We start from the raw sequence: 26,069 nt of genomic DNA on the forward strand, positions 1-26,069 counted from the left end.
CCCGCTTCCCCCCTCCCGGGAAGCGGGCCCTTCGGGTCTTCTTCGGAGCCTCAGCCCACGTGGACGGGTCCGTCAGCGTTGTCCGTGGCCAGATCCTCGTGCTTGATCGACAAGCCGATCAGCGTGATCACGGCCGCGCCCAGCGCCAGGAACGCGGACCAGACGAAGGCCCGGGTGAAGCCGTGCGTCGTCGCCAGCGCCGTGAACTGACCCTGCAACTGCTTGATCTGGTCCGGCGACTGCCCAGCCTCGGCAGCCTTCTGCAGGCCCGGGGCCAGCTCGGTGAACTTGTCCTTGATCGCGCTGGTGGAGATCGTGCCGAGCAGCGCCAGACCGATCGCACCACCGATCTGCTGGACCGTGTTCAGGACCGCGGAGCCGACACCGGAGTCCTCGTGCGCGACTCCACTGACCGCGGTCAGCGTGATCGGCACGAAGATCAGGCCCATCCCGAACGAGAGCACCAGGATGTACGGCAGCAGGTGGGTCAGGTACGTCGAGTCGATCTCGAGCCGGCTGAACCCGAACATGCCGGCCGAGACCAGCACGCCACCGGTACCGGCGATCCACCGCGGGTCGATCCGGGCCACCAGCGTCGACGCGACCTGCGCCGCGAGCACGATGCCGACACTGAACGGCAGGAACGAGATACCGGTCTTCAGCGCGCTGTAGCCCATGATGCTCTGCACGAAGATGCCCAGGAAGTAGAACATCGAGAACATCGCCGCACCGACGATCAGCATCACGAAGAAGCTGACCCCACGGGTCCGGTTCGCGAGGATCCGGAACGGCAGCAGCGCGTGCCGCGAGCGGGCCTCGATGACGAGGAAGATCCCGATCAGGGCCAGACCGCCGAAGATGTAGGCCAGTGTTGCCGCGTCGCCCCAGCCGTTCGAGGCGGCGTGGGTCAGTCCGTAGACCAGGGAGGTCAGACCCAGCGTGCCGGTGATCGCACCGGGCAGGTCGAACTTGCCCGTCTGCCGGGCCGACTCACCCAGGAACCGGAACGCCAGCACCGCCACGATCAGGCCGATCGGCGTGTTGATGAAGAACGTCCACCGCCAGGACGCCTCGGTCAGCAGGCCGCCCAGGATCAGACCGACGGCCGCACCGGCCCCAGACATCGCGGCGTACACGCCCATCGCGCGGTTGCGCTCCTTACCGGCCGGGAAGGTGGTGGTGATCAGGGCGAGCGCGTTCGGCGCAGCCGCCGCGGCCGCGACGCCCTGCAGGATCCGGCTGACCAGCAGCACTCCCTCGGTCTGGGCGATACCGCCGACGAACGACGCCAGGCCGAACAGCACGACGCCGAAGACGAAGACCTTGCGGCGGCCGAGGATGTCCCCGATCCGGCCGCCGAGCAGCAGCAGGCCGCCGAACGCCAGCGCGTAGGCGTTGACCACCCACGGCAGCGTCGCGTTGCTGAAGCCCAGATCGTCCTTGATGTGCGGCAACGCGATATTGACGATGGTGCCGTCCAGGACCACCATCAGCTGCGCCATGCAGATCAGCGCGAGCGCGATGCCTAGGTTGCGGTGACCGTGGCCTGCCTCTGAATCGGACAGAGTTGGCTCGGTCACCGAGTCGACCGGCCGGTTCTCCGGCGGATCGGCGTTGATGACTTCTTCGGACATAAGAAAACTTCCCCTCTTGGGCAGACTGTCTTGCTTGTCGCGAACCGGCCCCTCACCGGTCAGCTCACCTGCGACCCCCGCGCCGCAGGCAGGATCACGTTGTCGATCACTCGGAGGATCAGCTCGTCCGTGGGCTCGACGCCGAGGATGTACGCGTGGTGGATGACGACCGCCGGCAGCGTCACCGACAGCAGCTCGATGTCGACGTCCGGTGCGATCTCGCCCCGCTCGACGGCTCGGGCGTAGACCGTGGCGACCACGTCCTGCCGGGGCGCGAGGAAGCGCTCCTGGAACGCCTTCTGCAGCTCCGGGTCGCGGTGCAGGGCGGTGAGCAGACCGGCGATCACCGACATCGGCAGTTCGTCGGTGAAGCCGCCGTCACCACACGACATCGAGATCAGGTCGCCCCGCAGGCTGCCGGTGTCGACGTCCTCAGGGATCGGGCAGCCCTTGGCCCGGCTGATCGCGTCGACGACCAGCTCGGCCTTGGTGGTCCAGCGCCGGTACAGCGTCGCCTTGCTGGCCTTCGCCGCCGTCGCCACCGCGTCCATGGTCAGCCGGTCGTAGCCCAGCTCGGCCACCACCGCGACGGTCGCGTCGAGGATCTCCTCCTCGCGACCACCCTCGACCCGCGGCCGCTGCCGCACTCCTGCTGTCTCGACCATAATCACCCTGCGTAAGCCATTAGTAGCTGATAGAACGAAACGGTTTCGTTTCATCAACCACACTACGACTGATGTGAAGGGATGCACAAAGGATTTTCCGGAGGAATCAAGAGTGGGCTACGTCACTCTGCGTACCAGTTGTTCCACTGGTACACCTGCCTGCCGCGCCACCAAGGTCCAGGGGGCTGAGACAACAACTGGTGGGGTGGGACAAGTTATTGCCTGTCCAAACCCACCAGTGGGTGGTCAAGCCCCCGGCTTCTGCCCCGAGACGAGCTGCCGGTGGGGCAGGCGACGTACGCCGGTGAGCCCGGTCGGCGTCGTCGGCCGTGGGGTCAGTCGTCGGCCGTGCGCTCAGTCGTCGGCCGTGGGGTCAGTCGTCGGCCGTGGGGTCAGTCGTCGTCTTCGGCGGTGCGGGCCTGCTCGATCCGGTGCGAGATCCTCTCGGCCCGGTGCTCGATCTTGCCGGCCAGCCGGTCGCGGGCGGCCCGGAGGACGAAGATCGACAGGATCGACGAGGCGATCAGCGCGAGCAGCAGCAGCGGGAACAGGCTCAGCCAGGTGTTCAGCGCGAACCACAGCACCGCGAAGCAGACGGCGAACAGCGCCGCCCGCAGGCCGGTGTAGATGGCGAACTCCTTCATCTCACACCCCAGCGTAGGAGTGCAGACCGGAAACCAACAGGTTGACCCCGACGAAATTGAAGATGAACACGAACCAGCCGACGATCGCGATCGTCGCGGCCCGGCGGCCCCGCCAGCCCGCGGTCGCCCGCGCGTGCAGATAGGCGGCGTACACCACCCAGGTCACCAGCGACCAGACCTCCTTGGGGTCCCAGCCCCAGTACCGGCCCCAGGCGTACTCGGCCCAGATCGGCCCGGCCACCAGCACCCCGAAGGTCCACAGCGGGAACGCGAACGCCAGCACCTTGTACGCCGTACTGTCCATCGACTCCGCACTCGGCAGCCGGCGCAGCGACGCCGACATCGTGCCGCCGGCCAGCACCTTCCGCTCGGCCCGGGCCTTGATCAGGTAGAGCACCGAGATGAGGCCGCCGACGGTGAACGCACCACCGGAGATCGCGGCCGAGGACACGTGAATGACGAGCCAGTACGAGTGCAGCGCCGGCACGAGCGGACCGGCCGGCGTGTACAGCGCGAGCGTCGCGAGCCCCAGTACGGCGGCGACCACGAGGGTCACGCCGAGCCCCAGCCACTGGAGCTTGTAGCGCTGCACGAAGATCAGATAGACGATCGCGACCGCCAGCGACGCCGTGATCGAGAACTCGTACATGTTGCCCCACGGCACCCGGCCGGCCGCCAGGCCGCGCGTGACCACTCCGCCGAGGTGGAAGACAAACGCCAGCCAGGTCAGCAGCAGCCCGATCCTGCTGGCTGCCTCCAGCCGCTCCATGCTCCCGGTGGCGTCAGGTAGGTCAGTCGAGCCCGCGGTGACCTGCTCGCCGTCGGAGGCGACCAGGACCTCCTCCTTCACCGCGGCCGTGTTCGCCATCGCCGAGCGGCCGAGGGCCCACTCCATCGCGTGCGACATCATCGCCAGGGCGTAGATCACGGTGGCGGTCGGGATCAGCAGGTTGGAGACGTGCGCGTAGGTCTCCGGGCTCATGATGTCTCCTGCGTGCTCGATCGATCAGGTCTGAGTACCGCACCGATGGCCCGGATCTCGTCCCCGAGGCCACGCTCGGGTCCGCGGTCCAGCCCTGCTACCTCGACCACCGTACGCCCGTCCTCGGTCCGGACCCGCACCCAGGTACGGCGCGGATGCACGAACAGCGAGCCCATCAGCCCGAGGATGGCCAGCAGGATGCCCGCGAGCGCGAGATCCGTGCCGGGAGTGTGGCTGACCTGCAGCTTCACCCAGCGGCTGTAGCCGTCGAAGGTGATCGTGCCGGCCTTGTCCGGTAGCGCCTGGGTCTGGCCCGGCGCGAGCTGGAAGCGCCACTTGTCGCCGTTCTGCTCGAACTGCGTGAGCTTGGTCTTGTCCAGCTGGTACACCGACTCCGGCTTCCCGGTCTCCGGCTGCGGGCGGCCGTAGTACCCGGTCATCACCAGCATCGGGTTCAGGTCGTCGGGGAACACCGAGGCGGGACCGCGCTGGTCGATCACCGCGGTCGGCAGGAAGAAGCCTTCGAAGCCCAGCGTCATCGGCCGGGCGTCCGGCGCCTTGATCACGCCGAACGACGAGAAGTTGCTGTCCTGCGGCAGGAACGGCGCCGGCCCGGAGAACGCGACCTGCCCGTTGCCGTCCCGCACGGTCACCCGCGGCGCGTAGCCGTGGCCGAGCAGGTAGAGGCTGCTGCCGTCGAGCTTGAGCGGGTGGTTGACCTGCAGCTCGTACGACTTCTCCGGCGCGTCCGGTGTCTCCTGGTACGACAGCTGGGCCTTGAACTCCCGCGCCGCACCGCGCTGCGGCCCGTCCTCCTGGAACTTGACCTGGAAGTCCTTCACCGTCAGGGAGAACGGCGGCAGATCCTGATCACCGCTGAACGCCCGCCCCGGCGTGAAGTCGTCGTACTGCGCGACCGTGTTGGAGAAACCGTTGCCCACGACAACCAGGACGGTGCCGCGGTAGCCGAACAGCGAACCCCACGCGACCCCGATCAGCGCCAGGATCAGCGAGAAGTGGAACAGCAGGTTGCCCGCCTCACGCAGGTAACCACGCTCCGCCCCGACGGCACCGTCGTACGCCTGGACGCGGAAGCGGCGGCGCTTCAGCTCCCGGGTCGCGAGCTCGAGGACGTCGCCCTCGGAGTCGACGGTGAAGCGCTCGTACCCGGGCAGCCGGTTGAGGTTGCGCGGCGGCTTCGGCGGCCTGGCCCGGATCGCCTTCAGGTACACGCCGAGCCGGGGCACCACGCACCCGATCAGCGAGATGAACAGCAGCAGGTAGATGGCCGAGAACCAGGGCGACTTGTAGACGTCGAAGAGCCCGAGCTTGTCGTAGAACGGCCCGAGCTTCGGATGCGCCGTGAGGAAGTCCGACACCTTGATCGGGTCGATCGCCGTCTGCGGGATCAGCGAGCCCGGCACCGCGCCGAGCGCGAGCAGGAACAGCAGCACCAGCGCGGTCCGCATCGAGGTGAGCTGCCGCCAGGTCCAGCGCAGCCAGCCGACCAGGCCGAGGGCGGGCGGTTCGTTGCCGGAGCCCCCGGTCGGTGCGGTGATGTGGTCCTTGACCTCGGTCACGTCACACCGCCGACCCGAAGTTGGCGACCCACTGCCGCAGGTCCGCGGTCATCGCATCCCACACTCCTGTCAGCAGCAGTAGCCCCACCGCGATCATCAGTACGCCGCCGATCCGGATCACCAGCAGTTGGTGCCTGCGGACCCACGCCACCGCGCCCAGCATCCGCCGGAACGCCAGCGCCGCCACGATGAACGGGATACCGAGCCCGAGGCTGAACACCAGAGCCAGCATCGCACCCCGCGCGGTGCTGCCCTCGGTCGTGGCCAGCGTCATCACGGTCCCGAGCGTCGGCCCGATACAGGGCGTCCAGCCGAATCCGAACAGTACGCCGAGCAGCGGCGCCGCCGCGATCCCGACCGCCGGCACCCGATGCACCCGCATGTCCTTCTGCAGGAAGCCGAACCCGCCGAGGAAGACCAGACCCAGTACGACGGTCAGCGCGCCGAGTACCCGCGTGATCGCGGTCTGGTGATCGATCAGCAGGTCGCCGGCCTTGCCGAACACCACCCCGGTCAGGATGAAGACCGCGGAGAACCCGGCCACGAACAAGGCCGTCCCGGCCAGCATCCGGCCGCGCTTGTCCGATCCGAGCTCGGCCGCGGACAGTCCGGTGACGTAGGAGAGGTAGCCGGGCAGCAGCGGTACGACGCAGGGCGAGAAGAACGAGATCGCACCGGCCAGCACCGCGATCGGCAATGCCACCAGCATCGAACCCGTCATCGACTCGGCGAACCACTCACCCACGGTGCTGATTCCTTCGGTCAGCCGGCGGCAGCATCATGGACCATGCCGAGCAAGGTGTCCTTGGAAACCTCGCCGACCACCCGCGCCGCAACCTTGCCGGACTTGTCGATCACCAGCGTGGTCGGGATCGCCTTTGGCGAGATCTGGCCGCGGAACCGCAGCAGGGCCTTGCCGTTCGGGTCGTAGATGCTCGGGTACTGCACGCCGAACTCCTGCACGAACTTGCGGGCCGGCGCCGGGTCGAGGTCACGGGTGTTCAGCCCGATGAACTGCACCGTCGGGCCGAGCTCCTTGGCGGCCGCGACCAGGTCCGGTGCTTCCTTGCGGCAGGGCGGGCACCACGAGCCCCAGACGTTCAGCACGACTACCTTGCCGGTCTGGTCGGCCAGGCTCCACGGCTTCCCGTCCAGCGTCGTACCGGTCAGCGCGGGCGCCGGCTTGCGATCCGCCGGGGCGAACAGCGAGACGTTCCCCGTACCGCTGACGAACCCGGCCTGCCCCTCCCGGTTCTGCGCGGCCTGCTGGCCGGAGCTGCAGCCTGCGATCAGCAACAGCCCGGCGACCAGGAGCGTCGTACGGCGGAACATCACGCGCCGCCCACGAACTTCTTCGGGTTCTTGACCGGGAGAAGATCCTTCGCCGGTTCTGAGTACCCGACCGAGACGATTGTCTCGCCGTGGAAGGTGAACGAGGTCAGGCTGGCCAGGCTGCACTGCCGCTTGCGCGGGTCGTGCAGCATCCGGCGGCCCTCGATCGCGGACCGGACGGTCCAGATCGGCAGTTGGTGCGACACGATCAGCGCCTCGTGCCCGGCGGCCTTCTGCCGAGCGGTCTCGATCGCGTCCCGCATCCGCCGCACGATCTGCTGGTACGGCTCACCCCAGGACGGCTTCCACGGGTTCCGCAGCAGCCACCAGGCGCTCGGGTTCTTCAGCGCGCCGTCGCCGACGCCGAACTTCTTGCCCTCGAACAGATTCGCCGCCTCGATCACCCGCTCGTCGATGTCCGCGGTCAGCCCGAACGTCTTCGCGATCGGCTCCATCGTCTCCTGGGCCCGCTCCAGCGGCGAGCTGACCAGGTGGACGATGTCCCGGCCGGCCACGTGCTCGGCCACCCGGTCCGCCATCTTCCGGCCGAGCTCGGACAGGTGGAAATCGGGGATCCGGCCGTAGAGCACACCGGTCGGGTTGTGCACCTCGCCGTGACGCATCAGATGCACGACCGTCGTTTCGGTCACCGCTGCCGTTCCCTTCTCAGTTCTGTACTGCGGCTGCCGCACGAGCAGCCGGGGCGAGGGCGGACTCGAGCTCCGCCAGCGCGTCGTCATCGATCGCGGCGCTGACGAACCAGGCCTCGAACGCACTCGGTGGCAGGTAGACGCCAGCGTCCAGCATCGCATGGAAGAACGCCGCGAACCGGGGCAGCACCTGCGCGTTCGCACCGACGAAGTCCCGGATCTCGGCAGATCCCTCCGAGGACTCCACGAAGAAGACACTGAAGAGGTTCCCGGCGGCCTGGATGACGTGCGGCACACCTTCCTTGTCCAGTGCGGTCGCGACCAGGCGCTGGATGGTGGCCGAGGTCTCGTCCAGCCGCGCGTAGACCTCGTCGGTGGCCAGCCGCAACGTGGTCAGGCCGGCCGTGGTGGCGATCGGGTTCCCGGACAGGGTGCCGGCCTGGTAGACCGAGCCCTCCGGCGCCAGGTGGGCCATGATGTCGGCCCGCCCGCCGAACGCCGCGGCCGGGAAGCCACCTCCCATCACCTTGCCGAACGTCATCAGATCCGGCTGGACGCCGTCGACGCCGTACCAACCGGAGCGGGTGATCCGGAAGCCGGTCATCACCTCGTCGGAGATGAACAGTGCGCCGTTGTCCTTGCACGTCTTGGCGAGGAACGCATTGAAGTTGTCACGCGGCGGAACGACGCCCATGTTGCCGGGCGACGCCTCGGTGATCACGGCCGCGATCTGGTCGCCGTACTCGGCGAAGGCGGCGGTGACGGCGGGCTGGTCGTTGTACGGCAGCACGATCGTGTCGGCCGTGGTCGCCTCGGTGACGCCCGGCGTACCGGGGATGCCGAGGGTGATCAGGCCGGAACCGGCCTGCGCCAGCAGCGCGTCCACATGCCCGTGATAGCAGCCGGCGAACTTGACGATCTTGGCGCGCCCGGTGAAGCCGCGGGCGAGCCGGAGCGCGGACATGGTCGCCTCGGTGCCGGACGACACCAGCCGGACCTTGTCCACCGGCGTCCGGCCGACGATCTCCTCACCGAGCAGGACTTCGGTCTCGGTCGGCGTCCCGTACGACGTCCCGCGGGCGACCGCGGCTTGGACGGCGGCGGTCACCTCCGGATGGGCGTGGCCGAGCAGCATCGGCCCCCAGGAGCAGACGAGATCGAGGTAGCGGTTCCCGTCGACGTCGGTGATGTGACATCGGTCACCCGATGCCATGAAGCGCGGCACGCCGCCGACGGCGCGGAACGCGCGGACGGGAGAGTTGACCCCGCCCGGAGTGACTGCGGAGGCTCTGTCGAAGAGCGCGGCGGACTGTTCTGTGTGGTCGGGCACGGCCGCTATTGTCCCCGACGGACCTGCGGATCAGGTGGGCGGGCAGGGGCAAGTGCCCCGCCGGGGGTTCACAAGCAGTGTTGTTACGCGCCAGTATGGGTACCTCGTCACCGCACGTAGATGGTCCGAGTCCGGCGCGTAACCCACGCACGGGGCGGACGTTAGACCAATTACGACGGCAACCGAGAACGACGAAATGACGTGTCCGCGGCGTGGGGCCGGGCAGGTCGCTGAGTCACGGAGGGGATCATCGATGGCGAAGGGCAAGCGCCGCGCCACGAGTGGAGGGTGGCGTCAGGTGGCGCCGCTCATCCCGTTGGCGTTGTTCGCGAGCGCGTTCACCGTCAGTGCCACGGATGATCCGGCGATCGCCACGGCGTCGCTGGAGCAGGGCCTGTCCGGCAACAGTCCGGTCGTCGTACCGAAGCGGCCGATCGCCGAGCCGGCCAACGTGCCGGTGCCGGGTGTGGTCGGCCACGGCGTCGATCCCGGCGAGCAGCCGACCCAGGTGGTGTCCGGCCTGTCCCGCAACGGCATCCCGCACGCGGCGCTGAAGGCGTACTCGCGGGCCCAGCAGGTGCTGGCCCAGGTGGACCCGGGCTGTCATCTGCCCTGGACGCTGGTGGCCGCCATCGGCCGCGTCGAGTCGAACCACGGCCGCTTCGGCGGCAACGCGCTGAACTCGCAGGGCGTCGCCGTGCCGGGCATCTACGGCCCGCGGCTCGACGGTGTGAACACGGCCAAGATCGCCGACACCGACGCCGGTGCGTTCGACGGCGACGGCGCGTTCGACCGGGCGGTCGGCCCGATGCAGTTCATCCCGGGCACCTGGCGGTCGATGGGAGTGGACGGCGACGGCGACGGCGTGCGGAACCCACAGGACATCGACGACGCGGCCATGTCGACCGCTGTCTACCTGTGCTCCGGCAAGACGGACCTCTCCAAGGCGAGCGACCTGGACTCGGCCGTCCTGCGCTACAACCACTCCCAGCAGTACGTCGACCTGGTCGTGAGCATCGCCAAGGCGTATGCCGGCGGCAGCTGGATCGCGGTCGGCAACGGTACCGAGGACGACGAGCAGGGCGTCGACCGGGCCGGTGACCAGGTCGGCGATCCGACCATCGACGCCCCGGCCGACAACAACTTGCCGCAGGCGACGAACCAGGAGACGTACCCGTCGGTCAAGCCGACGCCGACGGTCGTGGACCAGTCCGGCAAGCCGACGACCGACCCGACCAAGCGGCCGCCGACCACCGGCAAGCCGTCGGACGATCCCACCACCAAGCCGCCCACGACCACCAAACCGCCGACGACGACCACGCCGCCTACGACCACCACGCCGCCGGCGCCGGGCCTCGCGACGCTGCAGACGGCGGCCGGCCTGATCGTCGGCACGGTCGGCAGCACGGTCGGTGAGCTGACCAAGGCGACGCAGTACTGCCAGTCCGAGATGGCGAAGGTGACGATCACCAAGCCGACCCAGGACCAGCTGCAGAAGTGCGTGACCGCCTACCAGACCGGCGGCACGAAGGCCGTCGACCAGGTCATCCGCAACCTGCTGTCCGTGCTCGGACTGCTGGGCATTCTCGGCGGAGGCGTGCTCGGGAACTGACCCCTCCAAGACCGGCGCGCCAGCCCCCACCCCTCCCTTGGCGCGCCCCCGGCGACGCCACGGAGCACTCCCCCCGGCTTCGTGGCGTCGCCCTTTTTAACGTTCAGTTCAGTTCACGGCCCAGGCCTTCTCAATGGTCTGGCTGATCTTGTTGCCGATCAGATCCGTCGCGGTCACCCGGATGCTCGCGTACGACGCGTCCACCGGAGCGGCCGGCAACTGAGCCCGCACCGCGCCACGGGATCCCCGCAACGCCAGTTGTTGCCAGGTCGTCCCGTCGTACGAGATCTCGGCGGTGGTCCGGAAGACCCCGACGCCGCGGACGCCCGGCTGGTACGCCGGTTCGAGCTCGAGCAGCCCGTCCGCGTGCTTGTAGTCGACCTGCACGAGCGGCAGGACGGACCGGGTGTTCGTCGGCTTGGACAGGAAGTGCCACTCGGTGTGGGTGGCGGTCGACGTGGTCGCCCAGCTGTTCGGACCACGCTGCTGGTCGAGCGTCAGGTCGTACCAGGCCGCCTTCGCCGGGACAGCGAACTGACCGACCGACCAGGCCTCGCGGCCGAGTTCGACGCCGTTGCTGCTCAGCGTCATGCTCGTCACGTCGCCTCGATCGCCCCAGCCGAAGATGGTGCGATCGCCGTTCACGTACTGCGGGATCGCGATCCGCAGCGCATTCTCGAACCGGGCCGGCGGCCAGCCGCCCGCTTCTTCGGCGCTCGTCGCCACCGGAACAGCCGGCCGCGTCAGTGGCTCCCACCAACTGCGGCCGGCCTTCTCGTTCGGCCGGTAGCCGCGAGCCACCGTGGACGTGAAGCCGCTCTCGTTCCACTCGCCCGCGGCCGTCTTCTCTTCCCAGGTGACACCCTTGAGGTCCGTGACCAGATAGTCGGTGCGAGTGACCGGTCCGGTCACCCCGCGGGTCGACGACAGCCCGGTGGAGATCCCCGGCAGGTGCGCGATCCGCTGATCGTTGTGCAGCGGGAAGGCCTGGTTGCGTGCGAAGTCCATGGTCACCACGGCCGGCCGCATCTTCGCGACGTCGAACGTGAGCGGGCCGTTCACGGTCGACGGCCCGACAGCGAGGTCGTAGCGGTAGGTGCTGTCCCGCAAGCCGTTCAGTTGCAGGGAAACCGGGCCCTTGGCCAGCAGGTCGAGAAGCTGCTTCCCCTGCTCGGACCGCAGCAGGTACAACGGGACACCTTGCTCCGTCCCGGTCGACCAGTAGCCCGGCGCCTCCTTGTACAGGAAGACTGCCTTCGCGCCGGCGTCCTTCGCCGCCTTGGCCTGTGGGGTGACCTGGTCGGACGAGACCCACCGGATCAGCGCGACCTTGTCCTTGACCCCGGTCAGCTCGGCCGGCGTACCGTCGCCGCCGCTCACCAGCGGGAGCTTCTCGTTGCCGACGTACACGGTCCGGCTGGAGCCGGAGCCCGGCGTCGGGAGCCGGAAGCTGCTGCCTGCGCCGCTGACGTCGACGGTCAGCATCGGCTGCGCGAGATCCCAGCGCTGCACGACCTGGAAGGTGCCATTGGCAACCTTCCCGAAATCCTGCACGTAGATGCCGTTGGCAACCCGGCCGTTGTACGCCCAGCCGGACACCGCGTCGCGGTCGCCGACCTTGCGATGCCACGCGATGCCGACGCTCTGCGCATCGGCCGGCCGCGGCGTCTGCACCGTCACCTTGTGCGCCTTGCGGGCGTCGAAGGTGTACGTCCGGTCGCCGTCGATCCACTCGTCCGGATCGCCGAGCAGGGTGACCGAGTTCGCCCAGTTGGCCTCGTCGCCGCCCATCGCGTACGCCATCACGCTGTACCGCCCGGTCGGCACCTCGAGGGTCCGGCTGCCGGTCTGGTCGAACGCGATCCCGTCCACGTCGCCGGTGTCCTGGTTCCACAACTGCACACCGCTCGCCCCGGCCTTCGTGGTGGCGGGCTGACCATCACGGCCGATCGCCTTCACGGTCACCTGGTTCAGCCGCCCGCCGGCCGCGAACCCGAGCCCGGTCCGGTACGACGTACTGCCGGAACGTGCCGTGACGACACCGGAGTACTTGGCCGGCTGGGTCTTCGCGAGATCGAGGATGACGGCGGCCGACTCCACCCCGTGGGCCGGGACCGTGATCCGGGCCGGAGTCACCGTGATGGCCGCGTCGACCCTGCCCGGGGACTGTGCGGTGACGCTCAGATCGAGGGTCACCGGACGGCCGGACGTGTTGCGGTAGGTGAACTTGCGGACGACCGGCGCCGGCGGTGTCGGCCCGGACCAGGAGACGTCACCGAAGTACAGGTTCGCGGTGTCGGGCAGGATCGTCGGGTCGAGCGCCTTCGGGATGTCGATCCGGCCGAGGCCCTGCTGCGCTGGAGTCGCGTCCTTGGCGGGCACTGCCGTCGCGGCCAGCGCGGCCTTCAGTTGCTGGCCGGTCCAGTCCGGGTGGCGCTGCGCGAGGATCGCGGCGGCGCCGGCGACGTGCGGGGTCGCCATCGAGGTGCCGCTCATCGCCGTGTAGTACTGGCTGAGCACGTGGCCCTGTTCGGTGCCGGCGGCACGGGCGGCCGGGATCTCCACGCCGGGCGCGGTCACCTCGGGCTTCATCGCACCGTCGCCGAGGCGCGGGCCACGGCTGGAGAAGTACGCGAGCTTGTCGTTGCCGTCGACCGCACCCACAGTCAGCGCCTCGGACGCCGCACCGGGAGAACCGACAGTTTCCTCCGCCCCGGCGTTACCGGCCGCGATCACGAACAGCGCGCCGCTGGACTTCGACAAGTCGTCGACGGCCTGGCTCATCGGATCGGTGCCGTCGGTCGGCCGGCCGCCGAAACTCATGCTGATGATCTTCGCGCCCTGCTGGACGGCCCACTCCATCCCGGCGATCGCCTCGGAGTCGTACCCGCCGCCCTTGTTGTCGAGGACCTTGCCGATCAGCAGGCCGGCGCCGGGCGCGACGCCCTTCTCCTTCCCGCCGGACGCCGTACCGAGGCCGGCGACGATCGACGCGGTGTGCGTGCCGTGGCCGAACTGGTCCTGGACCGCCTCACCCGGGACGAAGCTCTCCGATGCCACGACCTGCTTGGCGAGGTCCGGGTGCCCGGCGTCATACCCGGTGTCGAGCACGGCCACCTTGACGCCACGTCCGTCGTACCCGGCCTTCCACGCGGCCGGCGCACCGATCTGCCGGGTGGACTGGTCGAGGGTGGCGTGGGTACGGCCGTCGAGCCAGATCTTGCTGACCTGGCTACCGCTCTTGAAGGCCGCGGGACCGCTGATGCTGTCCCAGAAGGTCTTGGCGTCAGCCTTCCGCACGGTGACCGCGCTGCTGTCGACGCTGGGAAGGGTACGGCGCAGAGTCGCGGCCGCCGGCGTGGACGGGGCGCTGCGCAGAGTGGCCGGCGCGGTCAGGAGGAGGGGCAACTGGTCGCTACCGGCGTCGTCGTACCCCTGCGCGACGAGGTCGGTGATGTTGAACAGCTGCTTGTCCAGGCGGCCGTCGCTCAGCAACTGGTAGGCCTTGGCCGGGACCAGGCTGAGGTCACCGTCGAAGGTGCCGAAGTAGTACGGCTCGTCGCTCGTCAGCCGGGCCGAGACCTGGCCGTTCGAACTCGTGGTCAGCTCGGCGACGTCGCCGGTCACCAGCGTGATCCGGCGCGTGCTCGCGCCCGGGGTCGGCTGGCCGGTCGCGGCCGCGGTGGAACCGCCGCCGGAGGCCTGCGCGGAGGTGGTCGCCAGCAGCAGGGAACTGGCGACCACCGTCGCAAGCAGGCTCGTCGCGCAACGGGATGATCGGGCAAACACAGGCGGACACCTCCCGATGCCCCGACCCACGCGAGGCCATCTTCGGGAGCCTGACAGTCACCCTCAGCCCCGGTCCACCACTCCTACTGACCTACACCCGCCATGGCTGATACCGGTCACCCCACCGCCCCACGCACGCCCGCCAGAACCTGCACTCCAACTCCACAGGCCCCTTGAGCCCGCTGCTCCATTCGTGGGGTTATCCCATGGAATTGTCGGTTCTCCCCCCGTAACACGACGAGAGAACCGACAACGCAGTGGGTTATCCCATCCAGTGATCGGGCGCAGTCAGTCGGAAGCCTCGACCGTTCGGTGCACGGGCTTTACGGGGCCGGGCACGGGTCGGTTCCGGGGGGGTGCTGCCCGCACCGTCGGCCGGACCGCCAGGCCATCACAACCAGCGACGACGAAGACCTCCCACGGACGATCGCGGCGTCTGGGTGATCGTGATGGCCTGGGAGTCCGCCATACCCGGCCCCCCGGCGGTGGTGGCGGGTTGGGCGATGCCGGTGCCGCTGACCGGACCTGCACCACTCACCAAGCAACGCAATGCCACGGATGCGACGCTCGACCGCGAGCACTCCGCGGCGGACGGACCGGGTTGGTGAGTGCGCCACGTCCGCCCAGGCCGAGACCCGCGGGCCCGGGGTGTGATGGTGGCGATCGGTGTCGCGGCCGCGTGGTTCGTCCGCGCCGGCCGGGCTGCCCGGGCCAGGCTGGGGAGGATCGTCCACCCGATTCGGGACGAGATCCTCCCCACCCCCGGCCGCAACCGACACAACACGGCCGACCGCCGGGACGCGAAGCAGGCGAACCAACCACCCACCCACGGATACGTCAGACGAGCCGGATATCCCCTCGAATGGAGCCTGCCTGGCGAGGTGGTGGTCAGGCGAAGCGCTTGGCTACCTGCTCCACCCGGTCGACCAGGTCCAGGTCGTACGCGACGCCGGGGACGTAGAAGATGACGTAGTCGGCGCCGGCCTCGAGGGAGGCCTCGACCTTGTCCGCGATCTCGTCCTCGGTGCCGATCAGGTTGTCCCGGTCGAACTTCTCCCGGTCCATCGGGCCGAGGGCCTTCTCGGTGGCCCGCTGCGGGTCGTCACCCTTGTCGATCGGGAACACGTTGAACGACGTCGACTTGATGATCTCGTCGTAGTCGCGGCCGACCTTCTGGCAGTGCTCCCGGAGGATGTCGCACTTCTCCCTGATCACCTCGGGGTTGCCGCCGCCGATGTTCGCGGCGTCGCCGTACTCCGCGACCAGCTTCAGCGTGACCTTCGGGCCGCCGCCGCCGATCCAGAAGCTCGGGTGCGGCTTGCGGACACCCTTCGGCTCGTTGATCGGCGCGTCGATCGAGTAGTACTTGCCGTTGTAGACCGGCTTGTCCTCGGTCCACATCTTGTAGATGATCTCGGTGGCCTCCCGGAAGGCGGCCATCCGCGGCGGGATGTCGGTCCACTCGTAGCCGTACGCCTTCCACTCGTGCTCGTACCAGCCCGCGCCGATCCCGGCGTACAGGCGGCCGTGGCTGGCGACGTCGACGGTGGACGCGATCTTCGCGTACAGCGCCGGGTTGCGGTAGCCGTTGCAGCCGACCATCTGGCCGATGTTCACCCGCTCGGTGTCGCGGGCGAGCGCGGCCGTCGCGCTCCAGCACTCGAAGGTGGTGTTGTCACTGGGCTCTGGCACCGTGTGGAAGTGGTCGAAGAGCCAGATCGAGTCCCAGGACTGGTCGTCGGCCCGCTTGGCGACCGACGTCATCGCTTCCCACTGCTCTATCGGATCCGCGATCTGCGCGAGATCCATCTTCCAGCCCTGCGGAACGAAAATCCCGAAACGTGTAGTCATGCTGACATCCTTTCCGGCCGCGACCGGCAGGGTCCATCACTCCGACTACTGAATTCGTGCTTAATCGGACCACTAGAACTTCTGAATGCTGCTCCGGGTGCCTGCGGGAGGCACCCGGAGCGGACCGTCAGCGCGCGCTCAGGACACCCGCTCCGAAGCCAGGTCCGGATCGGTCGACAGCCCGGTGCGCGAGGATCTGGTTCAGTGCGACCGGCGCCAACCGGCCGCCGAACTCCTGCCGCGTCAGGGCCGCGACACCGGCCGCGGTAGGCGCGGAGGCTGACGTACCGAAGAAGCGGCAGGCGCCTTGGACGGTGGTCGGGCAGGTTCCGGATCCGAAGCCGCCGGCACCACTGACGGAGACGCCGTCGGCGGCGGCCCAGTACGGGGCCGGAAAGCTCCGCGACGAACCACCGGGGACTCCCTTGCACGGACCGGGCTTCCCGCCCGGGCACCGGGTGGTGGAGAGGATCTGGGTCGGGCCGGCCGCACTGTACGGCTCGAGCGCAATCGTCGCCGGGTCGACCGACAGACTGGCGTTGACGGCGCCGGCGCTGGTCGCGAAGCCCAGGTAGTTCGAGTCCGGGTTCATCGAGCCGGCGCGCTCCGGCGGGTCGATCGTCTGGACGCCGGCCGACAGTGCACGCCAGCGCAGATCCAGGATCGGGGCCTTGCGGGCCGTCGAGGTGCCCTGGACGTCGACGACCAGCTTGACGGGCTGCGCGACACCGGTCGTGTTCTCGTAGATGAACTGCTCGATGGTGTCGCCGACCCCGTTCGCCTGAACTGCGTTGCTCGCCGCGAGGCACGTCGTACCGGAGGCGTCCATCAGATACAGGTTGAGGTCGGTGAAGCCGCCCTGGCCCGCGGTCGGGTAGACCGCGCGCGGCTCGCTCCACTGCAGGGTCGGCATGACCGCCGCGCCCGGCAGCAGGTTGAGGTCGTACGACGTGTCGGTCCCGCGCAGCTTCACGACGTTGTCCGGTGCGTTCGGGCAACCGGTGAACGGACCGGTGACGCCGTCGGGTCCCGCGCCGGTCCCGGTCGCGGTCACGCGAGGTGCGTGCCGGCCGCCGAGGTTCCCGGCCGAGGAGCTGATCCAGATGCCGTGCTTGGCGAGGCCCTCTGCCGTCGCGGCACCGATGCCTTGCTGGAAGACTGGCTCGTCGTCGAGCGCGATGTCCTCGGCGATCATCGTGACGCCGGCGTTGGCGAGCGTGTGGAACGCCTCGACGTACTGCGCGGTGGTGTCCTGCGTGCTGGCGAAGGCGAGCTTCGCGCCCGGCGCCATGTCGTGGATGATCTCCAGCATCGCGGTGCCTTCGTCATCGTCGTACGCCGCCTGTTGCAGCACCTGCACGTCCGCCGGCAGCTCGCCCGCGGCGATCGAGTCGGCGATGTGGTCGACGTCGCCGGAGATCGCGCCGACCTTCTGGCCGCGTCCGGTCAAGCCGCGCGCCTGGGCCTTGTCGGCCTGGTGCAGTTGGACGCCCTCGGCGGTGATCGCGCCGACGTCGACGGCCGGGCGCAGCGACGGTCGCAGGGCGGTCACCCAGCCGAGCGCGGCGACGGCGTCGAGTTTGTCGGACGGCACCGAGGCGGACACCAGGCCGGTGCTGGGCAGGTCGGCACCGGGGACAGCCTTGAAGTCCGCCGAATTCTTCAGGACCGTCACTCCGAGCGTCGACAGGTCGGCTTCCTGTGCCGCGGTCACGGGCGCCGCGGCGTACACCTGGACGCCGATCCGGCCGCTGGTGTCGACACCGAGCGAACGGGCTTCTGGACCGGACACCTTCGCCTTGGCGGACGCGGCGGCGGCCTTGGCCAGCTCCGCGCTCTGCCGCAGCAGGGTCGGGACCTTGGACGGAGCGCCCGACGCCGCGTCGGCGGCCGGCGCCGCTGTTGCGGGTTGGACGGCGGCGACGATCGCCAGCGGGACGATCAACGCCACACCACTCAGCAGACTGGCCAGCTTCCTCACAGTTCCTCCTCAGCCTCACACACCGGAGAACCCAGACACCACGGAAGCCAGCCCCCAAGCGCCAACCCGACCCCGCAGCCACACCCTCACCCACCAACTCCCCGCTGTCCAGCTTTTACCCAACCCACCGCGATGCCGCGGCGTCGTATCCAACCGACGCCCAGGGAGGGATTTTGCAGAAGTTCGACCAGCTGTTCGATCGAGCCGCCCCACTCATCGCCGCCGGCGACCACCAGCGCGACGCTCTCCCGCGAGACGGCGGCCGCTGGCCGGTCTCCGTCGCTCTCCGCCCACCGATGGACGACCTGCTCAGCCGCCATCTCGACGACCTGACCGCCGAGGCCGCGGACCTCGCCGGCCCGGATCACTGGCACACCGGCCGCCTCGGCTCCGCCCACCTCACCGTCCGCGCTCTGGAAGGCCATCGCGCGGTCATCGAGCCGCATGACCCCGCAATCCAGCGCTACCAGTCCGCTCTCGACCGCGCCGGGGCGGGCCCGACCCGTTTCCGCGTCGCCGGGCTCACGCTCACCCCAGGGACCGTGATGGCCTGCGCGTTCCCCCTCGACTCGAACGCCGACGACCTCATGGATCGGTTCGCTGTCGAGCTCGGGCCCGACGACTGGTTCGAGCGGCCGCACGGTCGCCGCGACATCTGGTACCTGAACCTCCTGCACTTCACCACCGCCATCACGCAGCCCGGGAAACTGATCGACTGGGTCGCCGCCCACCGTGAGACCGAGTTCGGCGCGGTCACCATCCGGGCGCCTGAGCTGGTCCGGTTCCGGTACTGCGCCGGCCCGCGGCCGCACATGCGGCCCGAGGCGATGAGAGCGCTCTAGTTCCGGAACCGGCGAGGGGTTGACCTGGAGGTGGGGAGAGCTGAGAGTCGGGGCCGGACGTGGGTGTGAGGCTCGCGCGGAGCTGGGGAGTCGGCCATGCGTGGTTTTCGTCAGACAGCGCTCTTCGCGGCGGCAGCGCTGATCACCGGGCTGTTGCCGTTGCAGGCGGCGGCCGATGATCCGGCGCCGATCGTGCTGGCGGCGTTCGAAGGGGCCGAGCCGTTCGCCTCGCCGCCGAACGCGGGGATCTTCGGCTGGGGCAGTGACGCCGACGACCCGCCGACGATGGAGCTGCAGACCCGCGCCGACGCCCCGTCCGGCGAGAAGGTGCTGCACGGCACCTACAACATCAGCGGGTACGGCGGTTTCAGCCACGACGTGACCTTCGACCAGAACCCCGGCGACTGGTCCGCACACAAGGGCATCCGGTTCTGGTGGTACGGCCAGAACACCGCACCACTCCCGCAGCCAGGCTCCGGCAAGCGGATCTTCTTCGAGATCAAGGACGGCGGCGCCAACGCCGAGGCGTCGGAGCTGTGGAACACGAGCTTCACCGACGACTGGCAGGGCTGGCACCTGGTCGAGATCCCGTTCAGCGAACTGGTCTACCGCAGCGACTACCAGCCGGTCGGCGGCATCGACCAGGTGCTGAACCTGACCCAGATGTGGGGCTACGCGATCACCATGCCGGTCGGATCCCCCGGCGAGTTCGCGATCGACCAGGTCGAGGTCTACGGCAAGGCCGATCCCGCGCTGAAGGCGAGCGTCGTCACCGACGCCGGCGTCTATCCGGTCAAGGAGGGGGGCACCGCACAGATCAAGATCTCCGTCGCGACCACCGGCAGCACTCCGCTGGACGAACCGGTCACCGTCGACTACCGCACCGGCACCGGAACCGCCGGCACGGACGACTACAACCCGGTCTCCGGCACGTTCACCTTCCCGGCCGGTACGGCGTCCGGCACCTCTCACACCGTGGCCGTCACCACCCGCAAGGACCACACCGCAGAGGCCGCCGAGACGATCCCGCTGGAACTCACCGTCACTGGCGCGAAGGCTCCCTCGACCCAGCCGGTCGTGGTGATCAACGCCCACGACCTCCCGTATCTCAACCCCAAGCTCCCGCTGAAGAAGCGGGTCGACGACCTGCTCGCCCGGATGAACCTGGCCGAGAAGGTCGGCCAGATGACCCAGGCCGAGCGCAACGCGCTCCGGTCCCGCAGCGACATCGCGTCGTACGCGCTCGGCTCGCTGCTGTCCGGCGGCGGCTCGGTGCCGACGCCGAACACGCCGGCCGCCTGGGCCGCGATGATCGACAACTTCCAGCTGAACGCGCAGGCGACCCGGCTGCAGATCCCGCTGATCTACGGCGTCGACGCCGTCCACGGACACAACAACGTGGTCGGCGCGACGATCCTGCCGCACAACATCGGCATGGGCGCGACCCGCGATCCCGACCTGGCCAAGCGGACCGGTGAGGTGACCGCGACCGAGGTCCGCGCGACCGGTATCCCGTGGGACTTCGCTCCGTGCGTGTGCGTGGTCCGCGACGACCGCTGGGGCCGGGCCTACGAGGGCTTCGGCGAGGATCCGGCGCTCGTCCAGTCGATGGCGACCGTGATCACCGGCCTGCAGGGCAAGGCGGACGGCAGCCAGCTCGGGCAGAACAACCACGTACTGGCGACCGCGAAGCACTTCGTCGGCGACGGCGGTACGACGTACGGCTCCTCGACCACGGGTTCGTACAAGATCGACCAGGGCATCACCGAGGTCACCCGGGCCCAGCTGGAGACGCTGCACCTGGCGCCGTTCCAGACCGCCGTGGATCTCGGCGTCGGCACCGTGATGCCGTCGTACTCGAGTGTCGCGATCGACGGCGCGGCTCCGGTGAAGATGCACGGGAACGCCGAGCTGATCAACGGGGTGCTGAAGCAGCGGATGGGCTTCGGCGGCTTCGTGATCAGCGACTGGCAGGCGATCGACCAACTGCCGGGCGACTACGCGAGCGACATCCAGACGTCGATCAACGCCGGCCTCGACATGATCATGGTGCCGACGAACTACCAGGGCTTCACCCAGGGCCTGACCGATGAGGTCACCGCCGGCCGGATCCCGATGACCCGGGTCGACGACGCGGTCCGGCGGATCCTGACCGAGAAGTTCAAGCTCGGCCTCTTCGAGCACCCGTACGCCGACACGTCGCGCAGCTCCGAGATCGGGTCGGCCGCGCACCGGGCGGTCGGCCGGGAGGCGGCCGCGAAGTCCCAGGTGCTGTTGAAGAACGACGGCAACCTGTTGCCCTTGGCACCCACCTCCAGGGTGTACGTCGCCGGCAGCAACGCCAATGACCTGGGCAACCAGATGGGCGGCTGGAGCATCACCTGGCAGGGCGGCTCCGGTGCGACGACCACCGGTACGACGATCCTGGACGGGATCAAGCAGGTGGTGCCGACGGCAACCTTCAGCGTCGACGCATCGGCACCGCTCGAGGGTCACGACGTCGGAGTCGTGGTGGTCGGCGAACGCCCGTACGCCGAAGGGATCGGCGACGTGGGCAACGGTCACGACCTGCTGCTCTCCGACGCCGACAAGGCGGCCGTGGACAAGGTGTGCGGCGCGATGAAGTGCGTCGTCCTGATCGTCTCCGGCCGGCCGCAGGTGATCGCCGACCAACTCGGCAAGATCAACGCGCTGGTGGCGTCGTGGTTGCCCGGCACCGAGGGTGCGGGTGTTGCCGACGTCCTGTTCGGCAAGCGCCCGTTCAGTGGTCGGCTCCCGGTCAGCTGGCCGCGGTCGGAAGCCCAGCAGCCGCTGAACGTCGGTGACGCTTCCTACGATCCGCAGTATCCGTTCGGGTGGGGTTTGACCACCCAGGCGGCCGCTAGGCAGAAGCTGGCCGACGCCCGCAACACCTTGCTCCGCCAGCACGACCCGTACGCCCTGGCGGCCGGAGTCGCTGCCGGAGTGGCACTCCAGGTCAAGGACTGGTCGGGGCCGCAGGCAACTATTGCGCTAGCAGCCGTGGCCCAGTCCGCCAAGTTCCTCGATCGCACCACGGTGGACACGTTCGCCGAGGACGACGCGGTCGTCGGCACGGCCCGCTGGATCGCCCAGAACCACATCGGCCAGAACCTTACCGAGCCCACCTCGAAACTCACCTCGGACGCCGATCACCTGCTCCTGACCGGGAACCTGAGTGCCGCGGTCAGCAAGCTGACCGCGGCCTCCAAGGTCGGGTGACGGCTCAGACCGAGACCAGCTCCTGTTCCGCCTGCGCCGGCGTCTGCCGGTGCAGGCGGTTGGGCCACCAGGCCTTGCGGCCCAGCAGGACCATGATCGACGGGAGCATCACGATGCGAACCAGCGTGGCGTCGATCAGGACGGCGATGGCCAGGCCGACGCCCATCTGCTTCATCTCGAGCATGCCGAGGGTGGCGAAGACGGCGAAGACCGACACCATCACCGCCGCCGCGCTGGTCACCACGCCGGCCGATTCGGTGATGCCCTTGCGGACCGCCTCCGGTGGGGTCAGCCCCTCGGCCACTCCTTCACGGATGCGACCGAGCACGAAGACGTGGTAGTCCATCGACAGCCCGACCAGGATCACGAACAGGAACAGGGGAATCCACGACACCACGAACCCGGCTGACGTGAAGCCCAGGATCCCTTCCGCCCACGAGTGCTGGAACACCAGCGCCAGCACCCCGAAGCAGGCACCCACCGAGGCGAGGTTGAGCAACGTCGTCACCAGCGCGATCGCCAGGCTCCGGAAGGTGAACGCCATCATCACCAGCGTCAGCGCCAGCACGAACGCGATCACGTACGGCAGCTTGTCCCGCTGATTGTTGCCGTAGTCAACCGATTCGGCCGAGTCCCCACCGACCGCCCAGGTCGCGGATCCCAACGCGGCCGGCGCCAGCTCCCCACGCAACTGATGCAGCGCGGCTTCGCCGTTCGCACTGCTGTCCGGCAACACCGAGACCAACGTCAGCACAGCGGTTCCGCCCGCCTGCCGGATCGCGTCGCCCGCCGGTACGACGAACTTCCCGGTCCGTACGGCGGACTCCTGCAGCCCGGTCAACGCCGCGGCCGCACCGTCACCCTGCGCGACAACGTCGTACGAAAGACTGCCCTGGGACGGGAAGTTCTCCTGCAGTGCCTTCAGCGTGCGCACCTCAGGGATGCTCTGGGGCAGCGTGTTCAGATCGGCCGACTCGGTCTTCATCCCCAGTGCCGGTACGGCGAGCGCGACCACGGCGAGGGCCGAGATCGTCAGCGCGGCCCGCGGATAGCGCAGTACGGGCGCCAGGATGCGGCGGCTGATCCCGCCGGGACCGATGCGCCGGTTGAGCCGCCACAAGAGCGGGACGCGTGGCCGGTCGACCCGGTGACCCAGCTTCGCCAGCAGCGCGGGCAACACGGTCAGCGAGCCGAGGACCGCCACCGCGACGACCACGATCGTTGCCGTTGCCATCGAGGCGAACGTGGCGTCCTGAGCGACGTACAGGCCGGCCATCGAGACGATCACGGCGAGGCCGGAGACGACCACAGAGTGACCGGACGTGGCCGCGGCGATCTCCACGGCGTCGAGGGTGCTGCGACCCTTGCGGCGTTCCTCGCGTTCGCGCTTCAGATAGAACAGCGAGTAGTCGACGCCGACCGCCATACCGATCAGCAGGACGACGTTGGCGACCGAACCACCGTCGGGGAACAGGTAGGACAGCGGCGCGTAGAAGCCGAGTGCGGCGCCGACGGCCGAGAACGCCAGCAGGACCGGGATCCCGGCCGCGATCAAGGCCCCGAAGGCGATCAGCATCAGGGCGAAGGTGATCGGCAGACTGAGCTTCTCGGCCTTCGCGAGATCGGAGCCGACCTGCTTCCAGACACCGGCGTTCACCGATGCGTTGCCCGCCTGGCCGATGGTCAGGCCGGGGTTCGCCTTCTGTACGTCGGCGGTAGCGGCGACGACCTTGTCGATCGAGTCGGCCGCGTCGTCCGCCGTACCCTTCAACTCGATCGGCACCAGGGCGGCCTTGCCGTTGTCCGACCAGATCGGTTGCCCGACGGCCTGGACCGGGTCGAGCGCCCTGAGCTTCTGCTGAAGCTGCGTGATCGCCGTAGTCGCGGCGGCCTTGTCGAGCGGACCGTCGGGGTCGGTCAGCAGGACTGTCTCGGTGGGCCGATCGCCGAGACCCGCCTTCTCGATCAGCTCCGCGGCCTGACCGGACTGGCCGACCCACTCGTCCTTGCTCTGCGTCTGCTGCTTCGGGATGGCCACCGACATCCCGACCGCGACGACGACGAGGAGCAGCCAGAGGCCGATCGCCCGCCATGGATGGACAGCACTCCAGCGCGCAACGCGCACGGTCACCGATCCCCTGGTCATTTGCCCCACCTCTCCAGCGACCGGACGCCCTGCCCGGTCAGGACGAGCCTGACCTGATCGGGAACGGATCTCAGGAGTCCTGGAACCCCCGCGGGGGTGGAGCTAGGCCTACCCGGCGACGGGCTCGATCGTCCGGGCGCGCAGGCGGCGGAGCATGCGGGCGTCCTCGAAGCCGACCGCGCGGGCCGCCGCCTCGATGGTGCTGCCGTGGCCGATCAGGTGTTCGGCGCGTTCGAGGCGGAGGAGTTGCTGGTAGCGCAGTGGGGTGAGACCGGTCGCGGTGGTGAAGATCCGGGTCAGGGTGCGTTCACTGACCCCGATCTCCCGGGCGAGGTCGGTCAGCAGCAGGCGGTCGGCGTACCGGGCGTCGATCACGTCCTGCACGCGATGGGCCAGATCGCTGAGATGACCGCGGTGCCGCAGCATCGCGCTGTCCTGCAGTTCGTCTCCGTTGCGCCGCGCGTACACGACCATCTCCCGCGCGACCCGCGCCGCCGCCTCGGCACCACGCTCGACCGCGACCAGGTGCAGGGCCAGGTCGATCCCGCTCGCGATCCCGGCGGACGTGATCACCCGGTCGTCGACGACGTACAGGACGTCCCGCACGATCGTCGCCTTCGGATACCGCGCGGCGAGCTCGTCGGTCAGGTCGTGGTGGGTGGTGTACCGGTGTCCGTCGAGCAGCCCGGCCGCGCCGAGCGCGTCGGCGCCGGAACACACGCTCGCCACCGATCCACCGGCCGCATGGTGACTGCGCAACCGCTGCTTGGTCTGCGGCCCGATCGGCGGCACCGGCGACAACCGCGGCGACCGCCACCCCGGTACGACGATCAGGTCGTCCGGACCGAGATCCGGCCACTCCAGCCGCGCCTTCACCGGCACACCCTGCGCGGTGGGAATCTCGTCGACCTCGGCCACATAGCTCAGCTCGTAGCCGTAGCCGAGGTCGTTCGCGGTGGAGAAGACCTGTGCCGGACCGGCCAGATCCAGCAGGTGCAGCTTCGGCACCAGGAGGAAGACGACCCGGGTAGTCATGATCCAGTCAGGATCCCATGGGGACGCCGGTCAGCTCGTCGAGTGTCCGGATGGTGGCGAAGCGGCCGGCCAGGGCGTACTCGGTCCGCTCGGTGATCTGCTCAGGGCTCAGCGTCCGGGGGTCGGCGAGGATCTCCTCGAGCGTCGCGTCCGCCGGCATCGTCCAGTGCGGCAGCGGCTGGGTCGCGGTCGCCTCGGTGACGAACACGACGTCGTACCCGAAGTCCGACGCGACCCGGGTCGTGGTCTCGCAGCACTGCTCGGTGCGGATGCCGCTGATCACCAGCTCGGTGACGCCGTGCTGGGTCAGGAGCTGCTGCAGATTCGTTGTGGTGAAGGCGTTGTGAGACGTCTTGGTGATCAGGGGTTCGCCGGGCAGCGGCTCGAGGCCCTGGATCAACCGGACGTGGCCCTCGGCCGGGTCGAACGCCCCGCCGGTGCCCGGCTCACTGTGCAGGACCCAGACGACCAGATCACCCTTGTCCCGGGCCGCGCGGACCAGGCGGTTGACCCGGTCGGCGATGTCGGGGTGGTTCACGGCCTTCCAGTTCGCGCGGACGCGGAACGATTCCTGGACGTCGATCACGATCAGTGCGGTGCGGCTCATACCGCTCATCCTGGCGGCGGAACGGCGTACCGGAGAAGTCCCGATCGGGGCCGGCACCGGACCGATCTGGTCAGCCCATGGGGAGTCATTCGATCCTGCTGCAGAGGTCGGGGCCGCCACACGGGCCGCCGGCACGCCGGATAAGTTGG

General features: G+C 69.1%; 18 protein-coding genes. 3 read left to right on the forward strand and 15 right to left on the reverse strand.

Annotated features, from left to right (window positions below):
- Positions 1 to 50: 50 nt before the first annotated feature.
- From OG558_RS07005 to hemL, 9 genes are all read right to left on the reverse strand, one after another.
- Positions 51 to 1,634: an MFS transporter gene (locus OG558_RS07005; RefSeq protein WP_405069466.1), complete on the reverse strand. Its 1,584-nt coding sequence runs from the start codon at positions 1,632 to 1,634 to the stop codon at positions 51 to 53.
- 59 nt (positions 1,635 to 1,693) lie between these two features.
- Positions 1,694 to 2,299 (reverse strand): TetR-like C-terminal domain-containing protein, encoded by a 606-nt coding sequence (locus OG558_RS07010; protein ID WP_405069467.1) that lies wholly within the window; start codon positions 2,297 to 2,299, stop codon positions 1,694 to 1,696.
- A 392-nt stretch (positions 2,300 to 2,691) separates the two neighbouring features.
- On the reverse strand, positions 2,692 to 2,943 hold the full coding sequence (locus tag OG558_RS07015; protein WP_329482343.1) for a DUF4229 domain-containing protein: 252 nt from the start codon (positions 2,941 to 2,943) through the stop codon (positions 2,692 to 2,694).
- A gap of 1 nt (position 2,944) precedes the next feature.
- Complete coding sequence (gene ccsB, locus OG558_RS07020) at positions 2,945 to 3,925, reverse strand: c-type cytochrome biogenesis protein CcsB (protein WP_405069468.1); 981 nt, start codon at positions 3,923 to 3,925, stop codon at positions 2,945 to 2,947.
- Positions 3,922 to 5,505 (reverse strand): cytochrome c biogenesis protein ResB, encoded by a 1,584-nt coding sequence (locus OG558_RS07025; RefSeq protein ID WP_405069469.1) that lies wholly within the window; start codon positions 5,503 to 5,505, stop codon positions 3,922 to 3,924. The genes ccsB and OG558_RS07025 overlap by 4 nt, the downstream gene beginning before the upstream one ends.
- Before the next feature lies 1 nt (position 5,506).
- Complete coding sequence (locus OG558_RS07030) at positions 5,507 to 6,250, reverse strand: cytochrome c biogenesis protein CcdA (protein WP_329482346.1); 744 nt, start codon at positions 6,248 to 6,250, stop codon at positions 5,507 to 5,509.
- Positions 6,251 to 6,267: 17 nt separating this feature from the next.
- The gene (locus OG558_RS07035; protein ID WP_405072121.1) at positions 6,268 to 6,837 is read right to left on the reverse strand and encodes a TlpA family protein disulfide reductase; all 570 of its coding nucleotides are present in this window, start codon (positions 6,835 to 6,837) and stop codon (positions 6,268 to 6,270) included.
- Positions 6,837 to 7,460 (reverse strand): histidine phosphatase family protein, encoded by a 624-nt coding sequence (locus OG558_RS07040; protein WP_329484788.1) that lies wholly within the window; start codon positions 7,458 to 7,460, stop codon positions 6,837 to 6,839. Before OG558_RS07040 ends, OG558_RS07035 begins: the two co-directional genes overlap by 1 nt.
- Positions 7,461 to 7,503: 43 nt before the next feature.
- The gene (gene hemL, locus OG558_RS07045; protein WP_405072122.1) at positions 7,504 to 8,826 is read right to left on the reverse strand and encodes a glutamate-1-semialdehyde 2,1-aminomutase; all 1,323 of its coding nucleotides are present in this window, start codon (positions 8,824 to 8,826) and stop codon (positions 7,504 to 7,506) included.
- A gap of 244 nt (positions 8,827 to 9,070) precedes the next feature.
- Here hemL and OG558_RS07050 point away from each other — a divergent pair, with 244 nt between their 5' ends.
- Positions 9,071 to 10,429 (forward strand): lytic murein transglycosylase, encoded by a 1,359-nt coding sequence (locus tag OG558_RS07050; RefSeq protein WP_405069470.1) that lies wholly within the window; start codon positions 9,071 to 9,073, stop codon positions 10,427 to 10,429.
- Between the two features lie 108 nt (positions 10,430 to 10,537).
- On the opposite strand, the gene OG558_RS07055 is transcribed toward OG558_RS07050, so the two are convergent.
- From OG558_RS07055 to OG558_RS07065, 3 genes are all read right to left on the reverse strand, one after another.
- A complete protein-coding gene (locus OG558_RS07055; RefSeq protein ID WP_405069471.1) occupies positions 10,538 to 14,173 on the reverse strand; it encodes a S8 family peptidase in 3,636 nt (1,211 codons plus the stop codon).
- A 933-nt stretch (positions 14,174 to 15,106) separates the two neighbouring features.
- Entirely contained in the window at positions 15,107 to 16,069 is a 963-nt protein-coding gene (locus tag OG558_RS07060) for an LLM class F420-dependent oxidoreductase (RefSeq protein ID WP_405069472.1), read from the reverse strand.
- A gap of 127 nt (positions 16,070 to 16,196) precedes the next feature.
- On the reverse strand, positions 16,197 to 18,050 hold the full coding sequence (locus tag OG558_RS07065; RefSeq protein ID WP_405069473.1) for a S8 family serine peptidase: 1,854 nt from the start codon (positions 18,048 to 18,050) through the stop codon (positions 16,197 to 16,199).
- 173 nt (positions 18,051 to 18,223) lie between these two features.
- On the opposite strand from OG558_RS07065, the gene OG558_RS07070 reads away from it, so the two are divergent.
- Both OG558_RS07070 and OG558_RS07075 read left to right on the forward strand, forming a co-directional pair.
- Positions 18,224 to 18,892 (forward strand): hypothetical protein, encoded by a 669-nt coding sequence (locus tag OG558_RS07070; RefSeq protein WP_405069474.1) that lies wholly within the window; start codon positions 18,224 to 18,226, stop codon positions 18,890 to 18,892.
- A gap of 96 nt (positions 18,893 to 18,988) precedes the next feature.
- Positions 18,989 to 22,132, forward strand: a complete 3,144-nt coding sequence (locus OG558_RS07075; RefSeq protein WP_405069475.1) for a glycoside hydrolase family 3 N-terminal domain-containing protein — start codon at positions 18,989 to 18,991, stop codon at positions 22,130 to 22,132.
- Positions 22,133 to 22,136: 4 nt separating this feature from the next.
- Here the strand turns inward: OG558_RS07075 and OG558_RS07080 are convergent, their stop codons facing one another.
- From OG558_RS07080 to OG558_RS07090, 3 genes are all read right to left on the reverse strand, one after another.
- On the reverse strand, positions 22,137 to 24,278 hold the full coding sequence (locus OG558_RS07080) for an MMPL family transporter (protein ID WP_405069476.1): 2,142 nt from the start codon (positions 24,276 to 24,278) through the stop codon (positions 22,137 to 22,139).
- Positions 24,279 to 24,386: 108 nt separating this feature from the next.
- On the reverse strand, positions 24,387 to 25,313 hold the full coding sequence (locus OG558_RS07085; RefSeq protein WP_405069477.1) for a GlxA family transcriptional regulator: 927 nt from the start codon (positions 25,311 to 25,313) through the stop codon (positions 24,387 to 24,389).
- A 7-nt stretch (positions 25,314 to 25,320) separates the two neighbouring features.
- The gene (locus OG558_RS07090; protein WP_405069478.1) at positions 25,321 to 25,920 is read right to left on the reverse strand and encodes a cysteine hydrolase family protein; all 600 of its coding nucleotides are present in this window, start codon (positions 25,918 to 25,920) and stop codon (positions 25,321 to 25,323) included.
- Positions 25,921 to 26,069: the final 149 nt, after the last annotated feature.

It is taken from the genome of Kribbella sp. NBC_01510 (genome assembly GCF_045040325.1).
Taxonomy (GTDB): Bacteria; Actinomycetota; Actinomycetes; order Propionibacteriales; family Kribbellaceae; genus Kribbella.

Bases quoted from the DNA above. Each gene is read 5' to 3' on its own strand.
- OG558_RS07050 (WP_405069470.1), top strand. From the start codon at position 9,071: ATGGCGAAGGGCAAGCGCCGCGCCACGAGTGGAGGGTGGCGTCAGGTG.
- OG558_RS07090 (WP_405069478.1), bottom strand. From the start codon at position 25,920: ATGAGCCGCACCGCACTGATCGTGATCGACGTCCAGGAATCGTTCCGC.
- OG558_RS07040 (WP_329484788.1), bottom strand. From the start codon at position 7,460: ATGCGTCACGGCGAGGTGCACAACCCGACCGGTGTGCTCTACGGCCGG.
- OG558_RS07085 (WP_405069477.1), bottom strand. From the start codon at position 25,313: ATGACTACCCGGGTCGTCTTCCTCCTGGTGCCGAAGCTGCACCTGCTG.
- OG558_RS07035 (WP_405072121.1), bottom strand. From the start codon at position 6,837: ATGTTCCGCCGTACGACGCTCCTGGTCGCCGGGCTGTTGCTGATCGCA.
- OG558_RS07005 (WP_405069466.1), bottom strand. From the start codon at position 1,634: ATGTCCGAAGAAGTCATCAACGCCGATCCGCCGGAGAACCGGCCGGTC.
- OG558_RS07080 (WP_405069476.1), bottom strand. From the start codon at position 24,278: ATGACCAGGGGATCGGTGACCGTGCGCGTTGCGCGCTGGAGTGCTGTC.
- OG558_RS07075 (WP_405069475.1), top strand. From the start codon at position 18,989: ATGCGTGGTTTTCGTCAGACAGCGCTCTTCGCGGCGGCAGCGCTGATC.
- OG558_RS07060 (WP_405069472.1), bottom strand. From the start codon at position 16,069: ATGACTACACGTTTCGGGATTTTCGTTCCGCAGGGCTGGAAGATGGAT.
- OG558_RS07010 (WP_405069467.1), bottom strand. From the start codon at position 2,299: ATGGTCGAGACAGCAGGAGTGCGGCAGCGGCCGCGGGTCGAGGGTGGT.
- OG558_RS07015 (WP_329482343.1), bottom strand. From the start codon at position 2,943: ATGAAGGAGTTCGCCATCTACACCGGCCTGCGGGCGGCGCTGTTCGCC.
- ccsB (WP_405069468.1), bottom strand. From the start codon at position 3,925: ATGAGCCCGGAGACCTACGCGCACGTCTCCAACCTGCTGATCCCGACC.